The 22,259-nt window shown below is 61.6% G+C and carries 11 protein-coding genes; 6 read left to right on the forward strand and 5 right to left on the reverse strand.

Annotated elements, in window-relative coordinates; genetic code table 11:
- Positions 1-113: 113 nt before the first annotated feature.
- A complete protein-coding gene (locus tag VGM51_02595) occupies positions 114-983 on the forward strand; it encodes a carbohydrate ABC transporter permease (protein ID HEY3411924.1) in 870 nt (289 codons plus the stop codon).
- Positions 984-1,461: 478 nt separating this feature from the next.
- Here VGM51_02595 and VGM51_02600 read toward each other — a convergent pair whose 3' ends face one another.
- A complete protein-coding gene (locus tag VGM51_02600) occupies positions 1,462-2,088 on the reverse strand; it encodes a PEP-CTERM sorting domain-containing protein (protein HEY3411925.1) in 627 nt (208 codons plus the stop codon).
- Between the two features lie 177 nt (positions 2,089-2,265).
- On the opposite strand from VGM51_02600, the gene VGM51_02605 reads away from it, so the two are divergent.
- Together VGM51_02605 and VGM51_02610 are read left to right on the forward strand one after the other, a co-directional pair.
- Positions 2,266-3,648 (forward strand): glycosyl hydrolase, encoded by a 1,383-nt coding sequence (locus VGM51_02605; protein HEY3411926.1) that lies wholly within the window; start codon positions 2,266-2,268, stop codon positions 3,646-3,648.
- Positions 3,649-3,783: 135 nt separating this feature from the next.
- Positions 3,784-6,276, forward strand: a complete 2,493-nt coding sequence (locus VGM51_02610; protein HEY3411927.1) for a DPP IV N-terminal domain-containing protein — start codon at positions 3,784-3,786, stop codon at positions 6,274-6,276.
- A 429-nt stretch (positions 6,277-6,705) separates the two neighbouring features.
- Here the strand turns inward: VGM51_02610 and VGM51_02615 are convergent, their stop codons facing one another.
- The 3 genes from VGM51_02615 to VGM51_02625 form a co-directional block, all read right to left on the reverse strand.
- The gene (locus VGM51_02615) at positions 6,706-7,551 is read right to left on the reverse strand and encodes a winged helix-turn-helix domain-containing protein (protein HEY3411928.1); all 846 of its coding nucleotides are present in this window, start codon (positions 7,549-7,551) and stop codon (positions 6,706-6,708) included.
- A 56-nt stretch (positions 7,552-7,607) separates the two neighbouring features.
- The gene (locus VGM51_02620) at positions 7,608-8,963 is read right to left on the reverse strand and encodes a terminase family protein (protein HEY3411929.1); all 1,356 of its coding nucleotides are present in this window, start codon (positions 8,961-8,963) and stop codon (positions 7,608-7,610) included.
- Between the two features lie 498 nt (positions 8,964-9,461).
- On the reverse strand, positions 9,462-12,803 hold the full coding sequence (locus VGM51_02625; protein ID HEY3411930.1) for a hypothetical protein: 3,342 nt from the start codon (positions 12,801-12,803) through the stop codon (positions 9,462-9,464).
- 1,221 nt (positions 12,804-14,024) lie between these two features.
- Between VGM51_02625 and VGM51_02630 the strand changes: the two genes are divergently transcribed.
- From VGM51_02630 to VGM51_02640, 3 genes are all read left to right on the forward strand, one after another.
- Positions 14,025-17,531 carry a DNA polymerase III subunit alpha gene (locus VGM51_02630; GenBank protein HEY3411931.1) on the forward strand — a complete coding sequence of 1,169 codons (3,507 nt, stop codon included), beginning with the start codon at positions 14,025-14,027 and terminating at the stop codon, positions 17,529-17,531.
- An 83-nt stretch (positions 17,532-17,614) separates the two neighbouring features.
- The gene (locus VGM51_02635; protein ID HEY3411932.1) at positions 17,615-18,637 is read left to right on the forward strand and encodes a DNA adenine methylase; all 1,023 of its coding nucleotides are present in this window, start codon (positions 17,615-17,617) and stop codon (positions 18,635-18,637) included.
- Positions 18,638-19,486 carry a DNA methyltransferase gene (locus VGM51_02640; GenBank protein HEY3411933.1) on the forward strand — a complete coding sequence of 283 codons (849 nt, stop codon included), beginning with the start codon at positions 18,638-18,640 and terminating at the stop codon, positions 19,484-19,486.
- 109 nt (positions 19,487-19,595) lie between these two features.
- On the opposite strand, the gene VGM51_02645 is transcribed toward VGM51_02640, so the two are convergent.
- A complete protein-coding gene (locus tag VGM51_02645) occupies positions 19,596-22,034 on the reverse strand; it encodes an exo-beta-N-acetylmuramidase NamZ domain-containing protein (protein HEY3411934.1) in 2,439 nt (812 codons plus the stop codon).
- Positions 22,035-22,259: the final 225 nt, after the last annotated feature.

The raw sequence follows: 22,259 nt of genomic DNA on the forward strand, positions 1-22,259 counted from the left end.
TACTGCCTACTGCCTACTGACTATTGCCTACTGTCTACTGACTACTGTCTACTGACTACTGTCTACCGTCTACTGTCTACTGACTACTGACTACTCCCTCCTCCCTCCCCCAAATGAAAACCGTAAAGACCTCCCTCTTCTACCTGGTACTTACCGCCGGCGCGGCGTCCATGATCTTCCCGTTCCTGTGGATGATCCTCACGTCCGTCAAGCCCGAGTCGGAGATTTTCGCCAAGACGATCACACTACACAACATCCTGCCCTCGCACTGGCGCTGGGATAACTACAGCCGCGCGTGGCAGGCGGCCCCGTTCGGGCGCTATTTCTTCAACACGGTGGTCGTAGCGGTGGGCGGGACCTCGTTGATGCTGGTCATCTCGTCGATGGCGGCGTACGCGTTCGCGCGCCTCCGTTTTCCCGGGCGTCAGGCGATCTTCATCGTGCTGCTCGCCACGATGATGATTCCCGCCCAGGTCACGATGATCCCATCGTTCATCATCCTGAGGCACATACCTCTGTTCGGCGGGAACAACCTCCTGGGTTCCGGGGGGCACGGCTGGCTCAACAATTTCCTGGGGCTCATCGTCCCCGGCTCGGCCGGAGTGTTCGGGATCTTCATGCTGCGCCAGTTCTTTCAAACCCTCCCGCGTGAGATGGAGGATGCCGGCCGCATCGATGGCGCCACCGAGTCCATCATCTTCTGGCGGATCATCCTGCCGCTCTCCAAGCCCGCGCTCGCAGCGTTGGGCACATTCGCGTTCACTGCCCGCTGGAACGACTTCCTCGGCCCCCTGCTCATCATGAGCGACGAGTCCATGAAGACCCTCCAGGTGGGCCTGCAGGTCTTCCAGAGCCAATATGGCGCCCAGTGGGATCTTCTGATGGCGGGCACCGTCCTGGTGACGCTCCCCGTCATCGTCGTGTTCTTGCTCGGTCAGCGCTATTTCGTTAGCGGCATCGCGCTGGGTGGCGTCAAGGGCTAGGCAAGAGTCATCCTGAATTTTCGGGAGGGTGGTAACGGGTAATTACTTTGATTCCGGCCCGTACGGGCGGCTCTGACCGGCACGGAGCCCGCCTGCGCAGGCTGATTCCGCAGTCGGCGAAGGCCGACTTGGTGCTCTTCATAGCCGTGACTTTAGTCGCCGGAACAAGCGCCGAGTACGTCCTGTCACGCACTCGAAATCCGGGAGGGTTGTAACGGGATGTTACTTTGATTCCGGCCCGTACGGGCGGCGCTGACCGGCATGAAGCCCGCCTGCGTAGGGTGATTCCGCAGTCGGCGAAGGCCGACTTGGTGCTCTTCATAGCCGTGACTTTAGTCGCCGGGACAAGCGCCGAGTACGCCCAAAATTCGGGATGACTCATGTTCGTTCCGCCTGCCCGGACAGCCTTACAAAAAGGCGGGGCGCTGCCGAATGGCAGCGCCCCGTCCGGGGTGAACAATCGGAGTTGAGCAGCGGGTTACTTGCGGCGTCGCAGCATTCCGAGTACGGGCAGGACGCCCACGGCCAGCAAACCGGCGCTGGCGGGTTCCGGAACGGTGCCGGTGGTTGTCGCGTTGATCCGGAAATTGTCAGATTTCTTCCCGAACTGACGCAGAGCGTCCAGCGTAGTGGGGGTCGTCGGGCAGTTGATGCCGCCGGGTCCCGGGTCGCCGGCCAGGAGTTGCCAGACGACCAGTTTGTATTCGCCGTTGGGCGTCGGCGCGTTGATTACGGTCGTGCCGGAGCCCCCTTGCTCGGTTAACGGCGCGAACGGTGAAGGAACACCGCTCAGGATGTTGAAAAACGCCTTGTCCACGTTGCCTTGCGCAAGCGTCCGGTAGAAGTCACCGATCGTGGTCACCAGCGTGCTCTCGCTGGTGTTGGTAATGGCATAAGCGTAGCAGCCGGGGTCCAGAATATTCCCGCTGCCCGCTCCGCCGCCGTTCAAATACACGTCGGCAAGGCTCGGATACTCATTTACGTTCGTTCGCGCGCCTGTGACATCCGTTGTCTGGACCGCTCCGAATCCCGATTGGGCTCTTGCCGTGTAGGTCAAAACGACCGTCGCCAAGCCGGCCAGGGTAGCCATTCTGTATAGATTCATGGTTCACGCTTCCTTCGCTCTCTGCGGAGCTTTCTTACATCGACGAGAGGATCTCGCCATACTATACGACTAGGCAATGAATGTGCCAAATCATATAAGAGGCTGGCCGCTAGGCTGTTCGGCGCCTGGACGACCGGCTTCCGGGCGACCACGTTCCCGTTGGAAGGAGACGGTGCGATGATGGACATCCGAGCGGCGCACACCGCGGCCTTGCGATTCCCTGGGAAGGCGCTCTTCTCTCGGGCATGTCTCGCTCTGGCCGCCGGACTCGCCGCGCCGCCGGTTTCGGCTGCCCGGCGCCCCGTCGCCGCGGTCAGGGTGTCCGATTTCCTCAACAGCATCGGCGTCGTCTCGGCCGTCTCCAGGCGGGGGGAAGACCTGGCGCATACCGCCGAGGCCGTCAAATACACAGGGTTGCGGTGGATTCGGGCCGGCTACGAAAGCGATATCCCCCTGGCAGACCTGCTCGAACTGCACAGGCAGGCCGGCGTTCGCTTCAGTTTCGGATTGATGAGCGGCGGCTCCGATCTCGCCCGGCTCCTCGATGGTGGAAGGCGGCTGGCCGCCCGTGGCGCCTTGCTTGCCTTCGAGGGCGCCAACGAGTCGAACAACTGGGGCGTTACCTACCAGGGCGAGGCCGGTGGCCGCGACAAGTCGTGGCTGGCGGTCGCCAAACTCCAGCGGGACCTTTACAGCTCGGTGAAGAGCGATCCCGCGTTGAAGCAGATTCCTGTATGGAGCATTTCTGAGAACGGTGCCGAAACGGACAACGTAGGGCTCCAGTTCCTCACCATCCCGAACGGCGCCGGGGCCGTGATGCCGGACGGGACCCGGTATGCCGACTACGCGAACTGCCACAATTACATGATTCACCCGAGCTGGGCCGGGCTGCATGACAACCAGACGTGGGTTGCCGCGGATCCCTCCTCCGCCTGCAGGGTGGACGGGTTGTACGGCAACTACGGATCGACCTGGGCGCGCCATTTCTCCGGATACCCTCTTTCCGCGCTCACCACGCTGCCGAAGGTTACGACGGAAACCGGAGTCACCATCGACGGGCCGTTTTCCGAACACGTCCAGGCGTTGCTCTATCTGAGCGTCTACCTGGATCAGTTCAAGCGGGGCTGGAAGTACACCTCGATCTACCTGCTCAGGGATCGCTCGGACGAGGCCGGGAACCAGAGCTTCGGCCTTTACGCGAAGGATTACACGCCGCGACAGGCGGCGCGCTATCTCCACAATCTGACGACGGTCCTGGCCGATTCAGGCTCTCTGAAGCAACCGGACACGCTCGCCTGCTTCATTCCGGACCAGCCACCGACGGTGCACGATATGCTCCTTCAGAAGAGCGACCGGACCTTCGATTTGGTGGTATGGGATGAACGGTTCACCGGAGGCTCGGACAACATCAAGGTCGAACTCGGCGCCAGGCGCGCATCGGTCAAGGTCTATGATCCAACTCTCGGCACGACGCCGACTGCGACCAACCGAAACGCCGTTTCGGTCAAACTGACGCTGAGCGATCATCCGGTTGTACTTGAGATCTCCCGCCGGGGATAACTCTCTCGCGCGCTTGCCTGTTTTTGATTTCGTCGATGCCGCGGGATGCGGTGATGCGGCACAAGCATATATAATCATCGCGGGAGCGGCCGCGTACCGCGCACTCCACTACGAAGAAGGATGGCCTCAAACCGTATGAATCCTCGTTTTGCCCTCGCGCTGGCTTCGGCTCTCGCCGTTGCGGGCGCCGTTCACGGTCAGGGAACGGCTGCCGATTATATCCGCGCCAACTCGCTCAGGCAGCGGGTGACAGGATTGGTCTCCCACGCCTCCGTGAAGCCGCATTGGCTCCCCGGCAATCGCTTCTGGTACAAGAGCGACCTGCCGGGTGGAAAATGGGAATTCGTAATGGTGGATCCTTCCGTCCCCGCGAAACGTCCCGCCTTCGATCACGCGCGGTTGGCGGCGTCGCTCAAGCCGATCCTCGATGAACCCGTGACGGCCGACCGCTTGCCGGTCGAGGACATCCACATCGGCAACACCCCGAACGCAATCACCATCCAGGTGCGCGGCGTTGCCTATGATATTGACCCGCAATCCTATGGTCTGCGGAAATCCGGGGGGGCTTTCGGCGACGCGCGGCCCCTCAATCCGGCCTTCGCGCCCGATTCCTCGCCCACTTCGGCGGAGGAGACGAATCTCACGTTTGCCAACCGATCGAACGCGGACGTGGCGTTGTTCTGGCTGGACACCGACGGCAAACGCACACCGTACGGCACGATTCTCCCCGGCCAGGAACGCACGCAGCACACATTCGTCGGTCACGTTTGGCTCGTTACGAAGCCGGATGGGTCGCCGATCGTGACTTTCGTTGCCGATAGTACCGCCAACATTGCGGCCATCACCGGCACTACGCCCAAAGCGCCCGATCGCCCCGCGGACTCGGCTCCCGAGTCACCCGACAAGCAGTTCAGGGCCGCCATCAGGGATAACAACATCTTCCTGAAACACCTCGACACAGGGGAGGAAAAGGCCCTTACCCTGGACGGAACCCCCGACGACGCCTACTCTTTGCCCGTGTACTGGTCGCCGGACAGCCGGCGGCTCGTCGCCCTGAAAACCGTAGCCGCCCAGAAACATCCTGTCTATTTCGTTGAATCGTCACCCTCCGATCGGCTGGAGCCCCGTCTGCACGAGAACGACTATCTGAAGCCCGGCGACGTCATCGCCCACCCACGCCCTCACCTCTTCGATGTGGCGGCGGGGAAGGAAATCCCGGTCAAAGACGACCTTTTCCCGAACCCGTGGGAGATCAGCGAGATGCGCTGGGATCCGAGTGGCCGGCGATTCACCTTCCTGTACAACCAGCGCGGCCATCAGTTGATGCGCCTCATCGCCGTGGATGCCAACTCCGGCAGGGCGGCTACCGTGATCGATGAACGCGCCAAAACGTTCATCGATTGGACGAACAAGGTCTACCTCCACCACGTGGATGGCGCTCAACAGGCGATCTGGATGTCGGAGCGCGATGGCTGGAACCACCTGTATCTATATGACACGGCCAAAGGCAGCGTGATCGGCCGGATCACAAAGGGCTCATGGGTGGTTCGGGACGTCGTCAGGGTGGATGACGCCGCGCGCCGCATCTGGTTCCACGCGGGCGGAATCGTGCCTTCGCAGGACCCATACTATGTCCACCTTTGCCGCGTGAACTTCGACGGCACGGGGCTGGTGACGCTCACCGAAGGCGACGGCAATCACAACGCCGTGTTCTCGCCGGATAACGAATACCTGATTGATACCTACAGCCGCGTGGACCTGCCTCCGGTATCCGTTCTCAGGCGGGCGGAAGACGGTGTGAAGGTCCTGGACCTTGAGCGCGGCGATGCCTCCGCGCTCCTGAGTACCGGCTGGAAATACCCCATACGCTTCGCGGCCCCGGGCCGGGACGGGGAGACGCCCATCTACGGGATACTCACGCTGCCCTCGAACTTCAATCCTCGCCGAAAGTACCCGGTCCTGGAGGAAATCTACGCCGGTCCCCAGGGCTCCTTCGTCCCCAAGCAGTTCAACGCCTCCGCCTCGTCCCGAACGCTCGCCGAACTCGGATTCGTCGTCGTTCAGATCGACGGAATGGGCACCAACAACCGGTCCAAGGCATTCCAGGACGTGTGCTGGAAGAACCTGGCGGACGCCGGCTTCCCGGACCGCATCGCGTGGATGAAGGCCGCGGCAAAGCAATATCCGTGGCTGGATCTCACCCGCGTCGGCCTCTACGGCACCTCCGCCGGCGGCCAGAGCGCGCTCGGCGGGCTCCTGCTGCACGGCGACTTCTACAAGGCCGGCGTCGCGGACTGCGGCTGCCACGACAACCGGATGGACAAAATCTGGTGGAACGAGCAGTGGATGGGCTGGCCGGTGGGTCCCGAGTACGCCGCCAATTCAAACGTCAACCTGGCGCCGCGCCTCACAGGCAAACTCCTGCTGATGGTCGGCGAAATGGACACGAACGTCGACCCCGCTTCAACGATGCAGGTTGTGAACGCCCTGATCAAAGCCGACAAGGACTTCGAACTCCTCGTCGTCCCCGGAGCCGGCCACGGCGTGTCCGGCAGCCCGTACGGCCGCCGCCGCCTACAGGACTTCTTCGTCCGAAACCTGATGGGAGTCCAACCCCGCCGCCCATGATGCCTCCACCCCCGCTACGTCGTGCCTCCGTGCCCGACGCTTAAAGTGTAGCGCGGGCGCCCCGCCCGCATCCGGTTGCAGTAGGTCGGGCCTCCGTGCCCGACGCTTAAGATGTAGCGCGGGCGCCTCGCCCGCATCCGGCTGCAACAGCGCCGGCCTCCGTGCCCGCCACTAAAAATGTAGCGCGGGCGCCCCGCCCGCATCCGGCTGCAGTAGGTCGGGCCTCCGTACCCAACGCTTGAAATGTAGCGCGGGCGCCTCGCCCGCATCCGGTTGCAGTAGGTCGGGCCTCCGTGCCCGACGCTTAAAATGTAGCGCGGGCGCCTCGCCCGCATCCGGCTGCAGCAGCGCCGGCGTTCCCCCGGCATCCTCCCCCCGGTACGACCGGCGTCCCGCCGGCCACCGGCGCGGCTCGCCGCGTCGCCCCCCTCACATCCGCCACCCCATCTCCAAAAACTCCCGCTCGTGTTCGTACACACTGAACCCGGGGCCATATCGCACGCGCCCCGGCGTCGGAGTCCAGCCGCACGCTATCGCCGCCTTCCGAAGCGCATCGGCATGCCGATAAACCGCATCCTTGCCGGCATCCGTCATCAGCCAGCACCAAACCTCCTGCCCCGGCAGCCCGATCGCCGGCCATCGCGTCTCCTCAACCCACCCCTCTCGCTCCCACATCCGCATCCGGGCCAGGAAGCTCCCATCCGGGATGCGCAGCGCCCGGGCGATCTCCCGCATCGTCACCAGGCCATTCCGTACCATATACTGCAGCCCGCAAATCGACGCCGGACGCAGAAACTCCAACTTCACCCAGCGCCGAACCGCCTCCACCGGATCCTCATCCATCCCTTCGACCGGCGGCCACTCCACCCACGGGGCGCAAAACGCCGACCGCGTAATCCACGCCTGTCGCCACATCGCCCACCGACCCGTTTCCGTCAGGCTCCACAATCGCGCCCGGCGGCCGCTGCCCCGGCCCGCCCTCGGCGCCACAACCTCGCTTCTCAACAGCCCCCCGCGCATCATCCCCCGCAATACGATCCCCAGATGCCCCAGCGCCCAGCCCAACTCCCGCGCCAGCACCGGCGTCTCGGTAGGCCCCCGCACACCCAGAAATGTGACCAGCAGCACCCGCCGCGGATGCTGCAAACTCGCGTGAAGCTCCTTCACCCCCACCAGTCCCGCCGCCGCAAATAGATTGTCGAGAACCGGAGCATGCCGCGGCCCCCTCCGATACCCGTCACCCTCCCAATCCCACGTCGCACTGTTATAAGCCATCTCGCCCCTCAACACTCGCTCCTCAGCCCTCCGCCCTCAACTCTCAGCCCTCAGCCCTACCAAACCGCCCTCGCCTGCACCAGCGCCCGCGTCCCAACCGCCGCATGAAGCGCCAACGCCAGCGCCCAAAACTTGTCCGCATGGCTGTGCCCCGCAACCGGCGCCACATACCGGATCCGCCCCCCGTCCGTCGCCTCACGCCGCACCACGTGCAACTGGTCCATCAGACTCCGATCCCTCGGCAGCGTCAGCCGTCCCTCCTGAAGCATGCGCCGCAGCGTCCGCGCCATGTGGTCCTTCGACTGCAGCGTAAACTGAACCGACTCAAACCGAAGCGGCGCCAGCCGATGAAGCCGCTCGCCGAACTCACGCCCGATGCCCGTCCCGTCAACCGCCATCCGCGCCACGTCCGAAACCCGAAGGCAGTCCATCACCGCGTTCTCCTGCTCCTCAAACGGCTCCCGGATCATCGTCTTCATCGCCGCCACCTCAAATCCCCGTACCGTTTCCCGAAGCACCACAATCTCCGTCGCGTGGACCACCCGTCCCACGTCCACCCCCGCATACAGCCGCCCCGGTCGCCCGCGCAGGTCCGACCACCGCGCCGCCAGACCCATATCCCGCACGTTCGACTCGATCTCTTCCCACGGGATGTACGCCTCGCTGCAATCCACAAACCGCAGCTCGTACTCCTGCTGAAACGTCTCCAGGTCCAACGCGCCCCGCAGCAACTCCGTCATCGGCGTTCCATACAGCCCAACCCGCGCTTCCGTCTCCATCTCCGGAACCGCGCTCGCCCCCTCCACATCCCGGCACAGCCACGGCGACCGCCACCACGGTACCCGATGCTGCGAATATCGGTACGAAATCTCCGGGTCCATCAACAGCCGCCAGAACATCCCCCGGTCTCCGCAAGGCGTCGACGCGACCGTCACCCGTCCCCCGTGCGTAATCACCGGCAGCGCCCCGCCATACACACGGTCCGAATGGGGGTAGAACGCCATCTCGTCCAGGTAGAGGCTCGCCCCCGCCCGCCCGCGCGGAGCACGGCACGGAAACGAAAGCAGCCGACCGCCGCCCTCAAACCGCAGCTCAAACGCCCCCCACCGCGCCAGCGGCTTCTTCATCTCCGCCGGAAGCCCGTCATAGAGCTCGCGCGCGTAGATGATCTTCTCCGCCGCCTCCTCGCGGTTCAGGCTCACAAAGATGGAAAACCGACCGTTGGCGATCGCCTCCCCCAGTGCCTCCAGCGCGAAGAGCCATGAAAACCCCGTCTGCCGCGCCTTCAGAACCGCCCGAAGAGAGGATGGATCGGAAAGGTAAGCCCGCTGATAGTCGGTCAGAGTGTGCCCGGAACCACGAACGGCGGCCGCCATCACCGCGTCCGCCGTCCAATCGAACTGATGTTCCATGTTTTTGCCTCCTACTTACTAGCCCGCGAGAAGGCACTTTTGTCTGAACATTTTTTCCAGGAGGCAGGAGACAGGAGTCAGGAGACAGCGCCTTCGGCAAGATTTGAGGCTTGGGAATTGAGAATTGAGGCCGGCATCTGGCACCTCAATTCTCAATTCCCAAGCCCCAAATCCCCACCCGTAGCGCGGGCGCCCCGCCCGCATCCAACCTCCAACTTCCCACTTCCAACATCCAATTCGGTAGGTCCGGCGTCCCCGCCGGACACTGGGATTAGGGGCTGGGGGTTAGGGGTTGGGGCTGGAAAATGTAGCGCGGGCCCCCGCCCGTTCTGGAGTGCGGCAGCTTGCTGCCGGTCTGGATTGCGCGGCTTGCCGCGCTCCGGCTCCCCGGTACGGGGCATGGTGATGGTCGTCGGGATCCCGACGGGACGGCCTGCCTCGCTAAACGCGCAATGTATCGCGCCGGAGATTCATAGAGCGAACCGCCCATGCCCTGGGCTAATCGCGCCTGGACATCGATCGCATCTGCTCGCGTTCCAGGGCTTCATTCCTGCACCGTTGCGCTTGCTTGATTCCAACCACTCCTACCTGCCTGATTCTCTCGTCACCATGTGCCAACAGCGCCCCGAATCGATCTTCCCAAGTCCGCCACATGTTCGATGCCGGTCCACACCAAGAGAGCGCGCTGGGCCATGTTGCCCCCGCAACCTGTTCGGGAGAGTAGTCTGCGTCCAGTGCGGCGACCGCGAGCCGTTCCCACACCTCACCATCGCTCGCTCCAATCGGTCGGAGGTGAAACTGCTTGAGACGAACGTCCGCAAGTAGAACTCTATAAACTTCCTCGAGTCCTCCGACTAAATGAGCAATGAGGGTCCCCGCCCAGTATGTAAGTGGCAACTGGGACATGATCTCCAACCGACCTACCAGATCCAGGGCTCCCGCCGCCGCTTGGTCAGATTCGGTACGGAGGTTGTTGCCATTACCGTCATCCGCAAGTCGGCGTTCCAGCCAGGCCTGCGCGAGTGTCGGATGCAACGACAGGATTTCGCCCAACCAAAACTCAGATGGGTCGCACCTTACAACGGCCATGCCCCACGCATCGATCAGATCGGTAGGAACCGGGTCAGGTCGCCCCGAACACCACAATCCAATCGCCGCGCCACCTGCGACGGCATCGCTGTCAGCCATCAAAAGACGCCGCAGTGTATTTGGTGGGATTTCACGCCGCATCGCGGCTCCCTCAACAACAGAAACGGTTTCCTCGGACTGGGACATAGCGGCGTCGATGAACTCATTCGGCATATCAGTGCCGGCAATCGCAATGGCAACACCCGCGTACACTCCGGTCCGATGATTGAGGGTTTGCCTAAGAAGCTCCTCCCACCCTTGCCTACGCCCCGTGACCACACACCTCAGGAACGGATCGATGAGGTCGGCGCTAGCATCTCTCTCGAGGAGCACCCTTAGCCAAGCTTCCGGTACCTGGGTGCGCCGCGCAAGGGCTTGACAAAGCGCGGGTGTGTGGCGAGGCCAGCGGATGTTACAGTCACGTGCTTGCCCCTCGAACACCAGAAGGCGGCTGACGGCAACGACAGGGTCCATTGCCTCCCACGAATGCGCTAGCCGTTCCACGGCCGCCAAGTCACGATCGGCAGTACTGACTTCCCTCTGCTCACGCACAGGGTAAAGGGTCTCAAACGTGGGGTCGATCGCGATTCTCGTGCCGCATCCGATCTGATCGTCGAAAATACGCAGGCGGTGCAACCGACCGCAGTGCCCCGCCGCGAGGGAGACGAGGTCCTGCACCATCTTGCAACATATGGATCGCATCCTGGCTATCAACGAGTCAGCAATCTCGGTGGTTTGGGTGGCTTGTGGATACGCCCAGCGATGCAGTACTGCGATCAGGGGTTCCCAATCGGCGTTTCCAACGTCCGACAGGCTATCCACAATACTCGGCCAAAGGGCGGCAACCTCCTCAATCTCGCAATGTCGAAGCAGGCCCCTCCTGATGGTGAGTGTGTTACCGCTGCCCGGATCGAGTTCAGTGCCCTCAAACGCTGGACTGAGACACATGGCGAAAGCACTGATCAATATGCGACCTGGTGCTCCGGTAATAGCCCAACGTTTGGCTCGCTCCGCCAACTGGCTACGACGAGATACTGTCTCAGGTGTTCCTGGAAATGCTCCCTCCACCCAGCCTTGCAGAATGCGCAGGGCGTGCTCGGGAGCAGAATTCAGGGGGCGATCATCACCTACCGCTGCGCGGAGGAGGTGATCAATAGTCAACTCGGTCACAAGCGTGAGCCCCGCCGGAGCGGTATCGCAAAGCGCCTCGGGGTGGTGTTCGAGAACGAACACGCATTCAGATGGGCCAAGTGATGCGTAAGCAGCCCACGCGGACGCGCTATTGGAATCCTGAAGTAAGGGCCGAAGAAGGGTGTCCGGGACATCGGCGCCGCGGGCCCGTGCGCCGATGAGAACGAGAGCAGCGTCCTTAGGCTTAGGTATTTGTGCCAGGAGTGGTTCGATCGGCAGTGATGACGCGCCTCGAAAGAAGACATCACGCACCAAGACGCACTGCAACTCATCGGGCCTGACCGCTAGACGGCTGTAGACATCATTTATCACGCCGCCGGCCGCCAGACCGGCAACGTAGCGCTGCAACTGAAGCAGAGGTACGCCGAACCGTTCAGCGACAAGGTCCATCTCGATGCCCGCCTGTCCACCAACCGCGAATGAGGCGAGATACCCTATCGCGTCATCGCCAACGAGCGGACCAAAAGTGGATCGAATGAAACGCCCTAGAGCCTCGCCGCTCGCAACGTCCGCTACGTCGCCCTTTAGGCATAGGTGCACGAGTGTGACGGCAAGTCCTGGTCTGCCATCGGCCTGGTCAACAATGACCCGGATGAGGTCGTTAGGTCCATACACGCCGGCTGCCTTGATAACCTCGACGATCTCGTCGCGGGTAAGGAGTCCGATGTCGCGCGCGTGGTCAGTCGTTAAGTTCATCGCTCCGACGACATCATCGCGCCTGCCGGGCCAGGTGGAAGCTACAATAGCGACATCGGCACATATCTCCTGCCTCAGATGAACCAGATTGCGAAGAAGGTCAAGGCGTACGTGCGCATCATCAACGATCAAGGCTGATGGTTGCTGGGAGCGTATCGCGTTGGCAATCTCGCCACAGTCATCACTGTTCACAAAGAGCGCCGCACCATCATTGACAAGCATCTGCAGGAGGAAGCTCTTTCCACATCCAGGCTGGCCGATAATCAGGCGGTCCCCTGCGGTTTTAGCGACCCACTCAAGATCGTTGCTGCGCCCAATCAGGACGTTACTGAGTTGGGGCCGGTTACTACTCGTTGACGAAAGCCTGGATAGGGCCGGAGGCTGTCCGGTCAGATTGAGCAGTTCGCGGCACCAGACGGGGTCGCGGTACAGACGGTCGGCGATGGCGGTGCGCTCATACACCTGGTTGAGCGAAAACCCCAATTCGGTGGCGCGAGCTTCGAGGTTTCGTCGCTGTCGAGGAGTCAGTTGTGCAGATGTGGCAACTAAGGCCACGCGGCGTAATCCGCCGTGCGTTAAGTACGAATTCAGGTTCTTGGTAACGTTCCCGATTACGTCCAGAGACGTTGTACAGATGATGGGGTAGGCATTGCCTGCATCATCGCCTACCGCCCCATCCATTCCGGCATCACCGCCTCCACGAATTGGAACGGCAGTCGGATAGTCCCTCCGCAAGAGTTCAATTGCGCAGTGTTCGAAAACATCCGGGTCGAGCTTTCCTGCAAGCCCAGCCATGATGTTGTCGTAGAACGGATCCTGGTTCATCGTGCGAGTTCTCCTGCAGGGCGTTCACTCGCTCTGCCTGTATCGCCCTGAGCGGGTCGGAGCAGAGGCGCGCAAGTTTGGTCGCCTGATATTACGATGCCAAGAGCAAGCCCCTACGTACGCGTCCAAAGCGTGCATCGGTCTGCTCCTCGGCCATTATCGCCGCGTGTTGGCGCCGCCTGCACACGGATCCATCCCAATGAGACGCTCATTGCAGCTTCGCCCAAGTGCCGGGACCGAGACTCATCAGGTTATCACCCACCCATTGTGTTCGCGCATCGGCAGTGAATGTGGAACGGAGGACTGGCATAACTGAGGACGTGACTCCACGGTTTCTTCGTGCTCGCCCGGCCGCGGTTTCAACCGCCGGACCTACCGCCGCCCCCAAATCCAACTTCCTACCTCCACCATCCGACTTCCATCCTCCAGGCTGCGAGGGCGGCCGGCCGAATGCCCTCCAGACGGGTCGTTCACGGCCCGGTCCCGTAAGGTCACCGGCTCCGCCTAATGTCAAATGGCCATTGGCCGATGACCAATGGCAAATCCCGCTCCAGCCCCGCAATCTGTGCTTTCAGCCCTTTCAAGGGCTTTGCGGCCGAAGGCCTTTAGCCGGGGCATTCATGCCTCGGGCCGCCGCGCCGGTCTCCCCGCCCCGAAAACCGGCGAGACGCCGGTCCTACCGTGAGATCGATCGCCGGCCCGGTCCCGCAAGGTCACCGGACTCCGCCCAATGTCGAATGTCCATTGGCCGATGACCAATGGCAAATTCCGGCAGTGCCCGAAGGGGCACTTCGCAACGATAGCCCGCCAATTCATTGGCAGGGGGACCAAGCTCCCGAATCGTCCCGAATGGCGGCGAGGACGCCGCCACTACCGTGAAACTCGCCACTGTGAGACAACGCCCCCCTCTTCCTCCGTCGCCGCGTAGCGGCTGAAAGACAGGAGCCGGGTGCTTCAGCGCCCGGGAGCCACGGGGATGCGGGCGAGGCGCCCGCGCTACAGCCGATCCCTCGCCGCGTCACCCCCTCGCCCCTTCTCCCACTCGCCGCGTCGCGCTTCATCATTCATCACTCAAATTCCCCTCCGTGCACCTCCGTACCCTCCGTGTACTCCGTGGTAAAATCCGGAACCCCTAACCCGCTATCATGCAAATGTCCGGCGAGACGCCGAACCTACCGTGTCTGATCTCAATTCTCAATTCTCACATCTCAATTCTCACATATGCCCGATTTCGTACACCTGCATAACCACTCCGAGTACTCCCTCCTCGACGGCGCCAACCGCGTCAAGGACCTCGTGCGCCTCGCCGTCCAGCACGAGATGCCCGCCATCGCCCTCACCGACCACGGCGTCATGCACGGCGCCGTCGAGTTCGCCCAGGAGTGCAAGAAGGCCGGCATCAAGCCCATCGTCGGCTGCGAGGTCTATACCTCCGGCGACCGCCCGCGCGAAGGCCGCGATCCCAGGCTCGATAAGGAGAATTTCCACCTCCTGCTCCTCGCCCAGAACGAGGTCGGCTACCGCAACCTCGTCCAGCTCGTCAGCCGCGCCAATACCGAGGGCTTCTACTATAAGCCCCGCGTCGATCACGAGCTCATCGCCCAGTACAACGAGGGGCTCATCGCCACCTCCGCGTGCCTCGGCGGCGAGATTCAGGAGGCCCTCCAGCAGGACCGCGACCAGGATGCCCTCCGCATCGCCGGCCTCTACCGCGATATCTTCGGCCCCGAGCGCTTCTTCATCGAGCTCCAGAGCCACGGCCTCGCCCCGGAGCCGCGCGTCAACGCCGGCCTCATCAACATCAGCAAAGAGCTGAATCTGCCCCTCGTCGTCACCAACGATATCCACTACGGACGCCCCGAGGACGCCATCCCGCACGATGTCCTCCTCTGCATCGGCACCGGCAAAAAGGTCCACGATACCACGCGCATGCGCTACGATCCGCAGGACTACTATTTCAAATCCCGCAACGAGATGGCCGGCCTCTTCCCGGAGCACCCGCAGGCCCTCACCAACACCGCCCGCATCGCGGATATGGTCGATTTCAACCTCTCGCTCGGCGACCTCATCCTCCCGCACTACGATGTCCCGGAGGGCTACACCTACGACTCCTATTTCGATTTCGTCTGCGAGGAAGGCGCCAAAAAGCGCTTCCCCAACATCAACCAGGAGCAGCGCGAGCGCATCGAGTACGAGAAGCACATCATCAAGGCCAAGGGATACTCCGCGTATTTCCTCATCGTCGGCGATTTTGTCCGATGGGCCCACGAGCGCGGAATCCCCGCCCGGTGCCGCGGTTCCGCCGCCGGCTCGGTCGTCTCGTACCTGCTGGGCATCACAAACGTGGATCCGATGCTCTACGGCCTGCTCTTCGAGCGCTTCCTCTACATGGACCGCATCACCCCGCCGGATATCGACCTCGATTTCGCCGATTACCGCCGCGAGGAGGTCATCCAGTACTGCCGCGAGAAATACGGCCCGGACCACGTCGCCCAGATCGTCACCTTTGGAACGCTCGGCGCCCGCGCCGCCATCCGCGATGTCGCGCGCGCCCTGGACCTGCCGCTCACCGAGGCGGATCGCATCGCCAAGCTGATTCCCACCGGCAAGGTCTCCATCAAGCAGGCCCTGGCGGACGTCCCGGAACTCAAGCGCAAATACGACGAGGAGCCCGCCACAAAGGAAGTCCTCGATAACGCCGCCTCCATCGAGGGGCTCAGCCGCCACTCGTCCGTCCACGCCGCCGCCGTCGTCATCACGCCGGGCCCCGTCACGGATTACGTCCCCGTCCAGCGCTCCGATACCGGCCTCATCACGCAGTACGACATGAACGCCGTCAGCGCCATCGGCTTGCTCAAGATGGACTTCCTGGGCCTACGCACGCTCACCGTCGTCGAGCACTGCCTCCGCCTCATCAAGGAGGAGCACGGCGTCGAACTGGACATAGACGACGTCCCGAAGGACGATCCCAAGACCTTCCACCTCCTCCAGAGGGGGCAGACGGCCGGCGTCTTCCAGTTGGAATCGGACGGCATGCGCAACCTCGTCATGTCCATCCACCCGGACAAGTTCGAGAACATCATCCCGCTCGTCGCGCTCTACCGCCCGGGCCCGCTCGGAAACGGCGATACGGACCGCTTCATCAAGCGCCGCCACGGCCAGGAGAAGGTCACCTACCTGGATCCGTGCCTCAAGCCCATCCTGGAATCCACCTACGGCATCTTCGTGTACCAGGAACAGATCATGCAGGTCGCGATGCAGATCGCCGGCATGGGCGCTAAAGACGCGGACAACATCCTCCGCGCCATGTCCAAAAAGAAACTGGACAAAATGGAGGCCGCCCGCCCCGAATTCATCGCCGGAGCCGCCCGAGTCTCCAACCTAAAACCAAAAAAATCCAACGACCTTTTTGATGCCATGGCGTCCTTCGCCCAGTACGGCTTCAACAAGAACCACTCAGGCGCCTATGCTGTCCTGACCTATCAAACAGCCTGGCTGAAGGCGAACTACCCACCTGAGTTCATGGCGGCTCTGCTGACGAGCATCTCGGACAACAAGGACAAAGTTGCCGACTATATCGACGATTGCCGTCAGATGGATCCGCCAATCGCTGTGTTTCCGCCGGATGTGAATCTGAGCGCGGCCGATTTCTCAGTTGACCACTCGGATCCGTCAAAGCCGTCCGTCCGCTTTGGGATGCTCGTGATCAAGGGTGTGGGTGAGAGCCCCGTAACCGCAATCCTTGATGCGCGTGCCGAGGGTGGGTGTTTCCGCGATTTGTTTGACTTCTGCGAACGCGTGGACGTATCCCTCTGCGCGAGAAGCGCCATCGAGGCCATCATTAAGTGCGGAGGGTTCGACAGCCTTCACCCCAACCGAAACCAGACGCAGCACGCGTTGGAAGACGCGTTTGCGGGCGCACAGCGTGCTCGAAAAGAACGGGAATCAGGCCAGGTGGCGCTGTTCGGTGACCTATTGGGCGCCGATAGCGGACCCCGGCCGGCACCCAGGATGCCGAGTGTGCCGGAGTGGCCAAAGCAGGAGAAACTTGCCTACGAGAAGGACCTGCTGGGCCTCTATATCTCGGACCACCCATTTCTGCAATATCGCGATCGTGTGGCGCGCTATAGTCCGATTACAGCGGACGAGTTGCGCACGAAGGGCGACAAGGAAGATGTCATCCTCGCCGGCATCGTCACCGGTATGCGGAAGACCATCACGAGGCGCGATAGCTCCGAGATGTGCATCCTCACGATCGAGGATATGCAGGGCAAGATGACCGTTACACTGTTCCCCAAGACGTGGGGGAAATTCCGAAACGTCGTCGCAATGGATAAGGTCGTGGTCGTGAAGGGCAAGACCAACCATAGGGAAACTCGAGGGCGCGGTGAGGATAGCGAAGTCATCGACGTTGAGGTCCTGGCGGATGATCTCCTGGCGCTCAACGGCGAGGACCCACCCGATTTCCTGACCGGCGGAACCAAGGCCAACGGGACCGCTGCACCCGCGGCGAGGGAGTACAGGCGCCTGGTGATCGACATTTCCGGTGCCGACGACGCCACGCTGGATACCTGCGCAAAACTGCTGGACCACTTCAAAGGGAACAAACCGGTCATCGTTGATACCTTGGGCCATCGCGTGCAGTCGGCGATTAAAGTCGCCGCAAGCCAGGATACTGCGCGCGAGTTGGCGGGCATCCTCGGATCGGAAAGGGTCTGGCTGGAATGAATTGGCCGCGGCTGGGGACCTGACGCTGCGACCAATCACGTCGCCATATTCCCGTCCCCTCCCAAGCTCTCTTCGCCGTTCGTATGCGTTACATCGGCTCCAAACAGAATCTCCTGGCGTTCATCGAGCGAGTCGCCACGTGTCATTGTAGTGGCGCGCGCACGTTCGTCGACTTGTTCTGTGGGACAGCTGTGGTCGGGCGACATTTTAAGTCACTTAACTTCAATGTTACGTCGAACGACTTGATGGCCTATGCCTACACTTTCGCCAGAGCACTGGTGCAGAACAACGGTGAGCCCTTGTTCGCGGGGCTCGGGCTGAACGGGAACGCCCCACTGGACAAAGCAGTGGAACACCTCAATTCGCTGAGTCCCGTGCAGGGCTTCGTGACGAGCCATTACTCCCCTGCGGGCAGCGACAGGATGTACCTGTCGCCGGAAAACGCCGGCAGAATCGACGCTATCCGGATGCAGTTACAGGTCTGGCGGAGAACGGAAGCAGTAACGGAAGACGAGTTCCATATCCTGCTCGCCGCCCTTCTGGCTGCAGTCCCTTCGGTAAGCAACGTATCCGGCACCTACGGTGCATATCTCAAATTCTGGGAATCTCGATCGAAGAAGCGCCTTCTCCTTCAGGCACCCGCTCTCATGATTACCCCCGGCACGCACCGAGCGCTGAATGAAGATGCAAACGTGATTGCTCCGGCGCTGAACTGCGACATCCTTTACCTGGATCCACCTTACAACAGGCGGCAGTACGCATCTAATTACCACCTCCTCGAATCGATCGCCGTCTGGGATTACGCGGCGCCGCTGGGCGTTTCGGGCTTGCCGAAGCGTCCGGAGCGGCGATCACTCTACTGCACGGCGCAGGCTTCGGAAGCGCTCGGGCACATCATCCGGACCAGCCCCGCGCGACATATCCTGCTGAGCTACAACTCGGAGGGCATCGTTTCGCACGAGGTTCTGATGGAGATGTTGTGCAAACGCGGCAAAGTCGAACTGTTCGAAGAGGAGTACCGGCGTTTTCGCAGTGATGCGGACGGTCCAACCCGCAACTACAAGGCTGATTCCGTGGTGGAACGCCTCTATCTGGTGAGCAACTAAATGACCGACGAACCTGAATCAGGCGTTCACCCCAAGAATAAGCTCAATAGCCTCAGCGGGAAGGAATGGCTCTATTTTCTTGCCTCCGTCGAGGGCACGGCATATCCAGTCTCAGGCCCCGAGTCGTACGGCCACGCGCTCCGTCGCGTACATCCGTCCCCGAAGCCACCGCAACTGATGCGCCGTCTCATGGAGTTCTTCACGAAACCGGGCGGGTGGGTTCTGGACCCCTTCTGCGGCGTGGGCGGAACTCTGCTCGGCGCCTCATTGTGTGGCCGAAATGCCGTGGGCATTGATCTTGAGCCGGAGTTCCTGAACGTCTACCGATTGGTTTGCGGAGCGGAGGGACTCGCGCCCCAAATCAGCGTTGAAGGAGATGCCCGTCACCTCGCAGAGATGCCCGAGGTCGCCGGCCGCCAGTACGATTTGATCCTGACGGACCCTCCTTACGCGGGGATGATGACGCGGCTTCAAAGCGGGGAAAAGAAGAAGAAGACTGGCTTGGACGCCCCCACCCCCTTCACACAGAGTTCGATGGACCTGGGCAACCTCCCCTATGCGGAGTTCGTGAGCGTTCTTCGCGACATAATCTCATCCGCGCTCCCCTTGCTCAAATCGAAGGGGCACCTCGTTGTGTTCACCAAGGACCTACAACCGACCGTTGAGCATCACAACATGCTGCACGCGGACATCGTGACCTCGTTTCGGCAAATCTCCGGACTGCGCTACCGAGGATGCAAAATCTGGTATGACAAGACGGTGAACCTGTACCCGTTTGGGTATCCCCACGCGTTCGTCGCCAACCAACTCCACCAGTACATCCTGATTTTCCGGAAAGAGACCAGTTGACCACAAAGGCACAAAGGCTCTGAGATGGCTGAGGACTGATAAAGATCCGGTTCCCGGCAAGTATTCATCATCCCGCACTCATAACTCCTTTGTGCCATTGTGGTTAGTCTCACGGATAGATGAGGTATTTCCGTCGGAGCGTTTTGAAATCGTCTACGTCCTTCTGCCAAGCGGCGGCGATATCCGCGACGGGCTTACCGGAAAGAATCCCATCCGTTACGGTTTGCGTGCCGAACATACTCCGCGTCCCAGCCACGTCGGCTTTGTTCTCACCGAACAGCCGGCGCATTACATCGAGCGCTTCAACCGCGCTGCGGGCGCCCTGAATCGCCTCGCGGTCCGTAATCTGGACCTCTACTCCGCCGCAATCCTCGCCCTTGTAAGGCCCTGCTTTCGGCGAAATATGGATCGGGGTGAACGAAACACCCGGCAGGTTACGCCGGTTCAATTCCTCCGCGAGAGCCACGTCGTTGATCCAGGGCGCCGCCCACAGTTCAAAGGGGCGATCCGTTCCACGGCCAACGCTCACGTTTGCGGCCTCCAACAGGCCCGTGAAGGGATAGAGCGCCGCCTCATTCAAGTCGCGGATATTTGGCGATGGATTCACCCAGGGAAGCCCTGTCTGGTCAAACCACATGGCGCGGTTCCAACCCTGACAGGGGATCACTTCGAGCTGGCAGTCAATGCCGTACTCACCCTTGAAGAGTTGGGCCAGCTCCCCAACGGTGAGCCCGTGGCGCACAGGCAGCGGCTCATACCCGGCAAAATTGCGAAGCGCCATATCCAGTTTCGGTCCGTCTACGACTACCCCGTTGACAGGATTGGGGCGGTCGAGCACGATCATCTTCGCGCCGTTCTCACGGCATGCTTCCATGCACTTTGCGAGCGTGGTGATATAAGTGTAGTAGCGAACGCCGATGTCCTGTACGTCGTAGACTAGAGTGTCTATGCCTTTCATCATCTCCGGCGTCGGCTTGTATATACCGCGCGGGTAATCGTACAGGCTGTACACCGGCAGGCCGGTAACGGCATCGCGCGAGTCCGGGATAGCCGCTTCCACGTCAGCGCGGATCCCGTGTTCGGGGCCGAAGAATGCGACCAGGTCGAAGGTACCCTTCTTCGACTCATCGAACAGGATATCCGCAGTGAGTCTTCTACTCCGATCAATGCCGGACGGGTTTGTGACGAGGCCGATCTTGCGCCCCATGAGAGCGGCGAACCTGGTGCTCTCAAGGACGTCGATGCCGGTCCGGACGATAGCGTACGTAGGTCTCGCCGGCGGCAAATGCACAACATCTTCGGTCTTGTCTCTGCGCGGCGGTGCGAAATCCGCGGTTCGTTTGTCCGCGGGCAGGTCGTCGATGGCCGCTGCAACGAGGGTGGACACCTTCCAGACGAGCGGAGAGACGTTTCCGTCCTTGACGTGATTGCGGTTGCTCAAGAGCACGACAAAGGTCCGCGACGGCTTGTCCACCCAAAGGCTGGTTCCTGTCCAGCCGGTGTGCCCGAACGATTGCGGGCCGAACAGGTCTCCACGCTTGGTATACCCGCTGTCGATGTCCCAGCCGAGGCCCCGGATCGGAAGACCAATCGCTGAAGCCGGATTGGTCATTGCGCGGACAGTGGCCGGGCTCAACACTCGCACCCCATCAAGCTCTCCGCCATTGAGGTACATCTGCGCATAGCGCGCCAGGTCATCCGCAGTGCTGAATAGCCCGGCATGCCCGGCAATGCCGTTCAGGGTCCACGAATTGGGATCGTGTACCTCGCCTTGAAGCCACGTGCCCCAACGCAATTCCGTTACGGCTGATCGTTTCCTCAAAGCGGCCCCCGGGCGAAACGTCGTATCGTTCATCTTGAGCGGTTTGAAGATGCGTTCCCTGGCGTACACATCCAGCGGCTTTCCGGTGACGCGATGGACAATCTCACCGAGCGTCACGAACCCATCGTCGGAATACACACAGCGAGAATCCGGCGAATAGCTGAGTTTCGCTGCCGCCAGGTCGCCCCATACTTTGGGGGCAAGATCCACCCAGTCCTTGTCGCCGACGTGCTTACCCTTGTTCGCCTCCGCGTATTTGGCGAAGAAACCATGCCCGGGCGGCAGGCCGGCGGAATGGCAAAGGAGCTGTTGGATGGTGATGTCGCCCTTGCCATCCTGCGCGTAGGCCGGCCAAAGGGTGGCCATGTCCGTCTGGAGCCCGATAAGCCCGTCTTCAACAAGCGTCATGATGCTTGGTGCGGTCGCCGTCACCTTCGTCAGGGAAGCCATGTCAAACACGGTATCGACCGTCATGACACGCTTAACGGGTTGCAACGACGAGTATCCGAAAGCCTTGCGGTAGACGATCGTGCCCTTGTGACCGATGATGCACACGGCGCCGGGCATTTTGCCGTCCCGGATCGTCTTGCGGATCGCGTCGTCAATCCGCTGCAAAGTGCGGGGATTCACACCCATCCGCTGCGGCGGAGCCTCGGGCAGGCCGGCGGCCTGGACTGAGATACAGGCGCTTGCGAGGGCGCCTGCAAACAGAGAATGGGAACGCATAAGGCACTCCTTAACAAAAGTAATTCAGAAACCGGGCTCGTTCGATTGCACGGTATCGCGGATGCGGTCGAAGGGTCAACCTCGCGTATTGCATCATCTAGGAATCTTACTTTGGGGTCTTGGTTGCCTCATTTGGGAATCTTACTTTACGTGATCGCAATTCGGCCTGTAGTTTCTTGATGTTCCTGGTGATCTCGGCCGGGTTGAGGGTGTCGTAGACAGCGG

Source organism: Armatimonadota bacterium, from assembly GCA_036504095.1.
Lineage (GTDB): Bacteria > Armatimonadota > DTGP01 > JAKQQT01 > JAKQQT01 > DASXUL01.

What these genes read in the sequence shown, in the direction of transcription:
- VGM51_02625 (HEY3411930.1), bottom strand. Translation starts at nt 12,803, where the DNA reads ATGAACCAGGATCCGTTCTACGACAACATCATGGCTGGGCTTGCAGGA.
- VGM51_02635 (HEY3411932.1), top strand. Translation starts at nt 17,615, where the DNA reads ATGCGTTACATCGGCTCCAAACAGAATCTCCTGGCGTTCATCGAGCGA.
- VGM51_02640 (HEY3411933.1), top strand. Translation starts at nt 18,638, where the DNA reads ATGACCGACGAACCTGAATCAGGCGTTCACCCCAAGAATAAGCTCAAT.
- VGM51_02645 (HEY3411934.1), bottom strand. Translation starts at nt 22,034, where the DNA reads ATGCGTTCCCATTCTCTGTTTGCAGGCGCCCTCGCAAGCGCCTGTATC.
- VGM51_02610 (HEY3411927.1), top strand. Translation starts at nt 3,784, where the DNA reads ATGAATCCTCGTTTTGCCCTCGCGCTGGCTTCGGCTCTCGCCGTTGCG.
- VGM51_02620 (HEY3411929.1), bottom strand. Translation starts at nt 8,963, where the DNA reads ATGGAACATCAGTTCGATTGGACGGCGGACGCGGTGATGGCGGCCGCC.
- VGM51_02605 (HEY3411926.1), top strand. Translation starts at nt 2,266, where the DNA reads ATGATGGACATCCGAGCGGCGCACACCGCGGCCTTGCGATTCCCTGGG.
- VGM51_02595 (HEY3411924.1), top strand. Translation starts at nt 114, where the DNA reads ATGAAAACCGTAAAGACCTCCCTCTTCTACCTGGTACTTACCGCCGGC.
- VGM51_02630 (HEY3411931.1), top strand. Translation starts at nt 14,025, where the DNA reads ATGCCCGATTTCGTACACCTGCATAACCACTCCGAGTACTCCCTCCTC.
- VGM51_02615 (HEY3411928.1), bottom strand. Translation starts at nt 7,551, where the DNA reads ATGGCTTATAACAGTGCGACGTGGGATTGGGAGGGTGACGGGTATCGG.
- VGM51_02600 (HEY3411925.1), bottom strand. Translation starts at nt 2,088, where the DNA reads ATGAATCTATACAGAATGGCTACCCTGGCCGGCTTGGCGACGGTCGTT.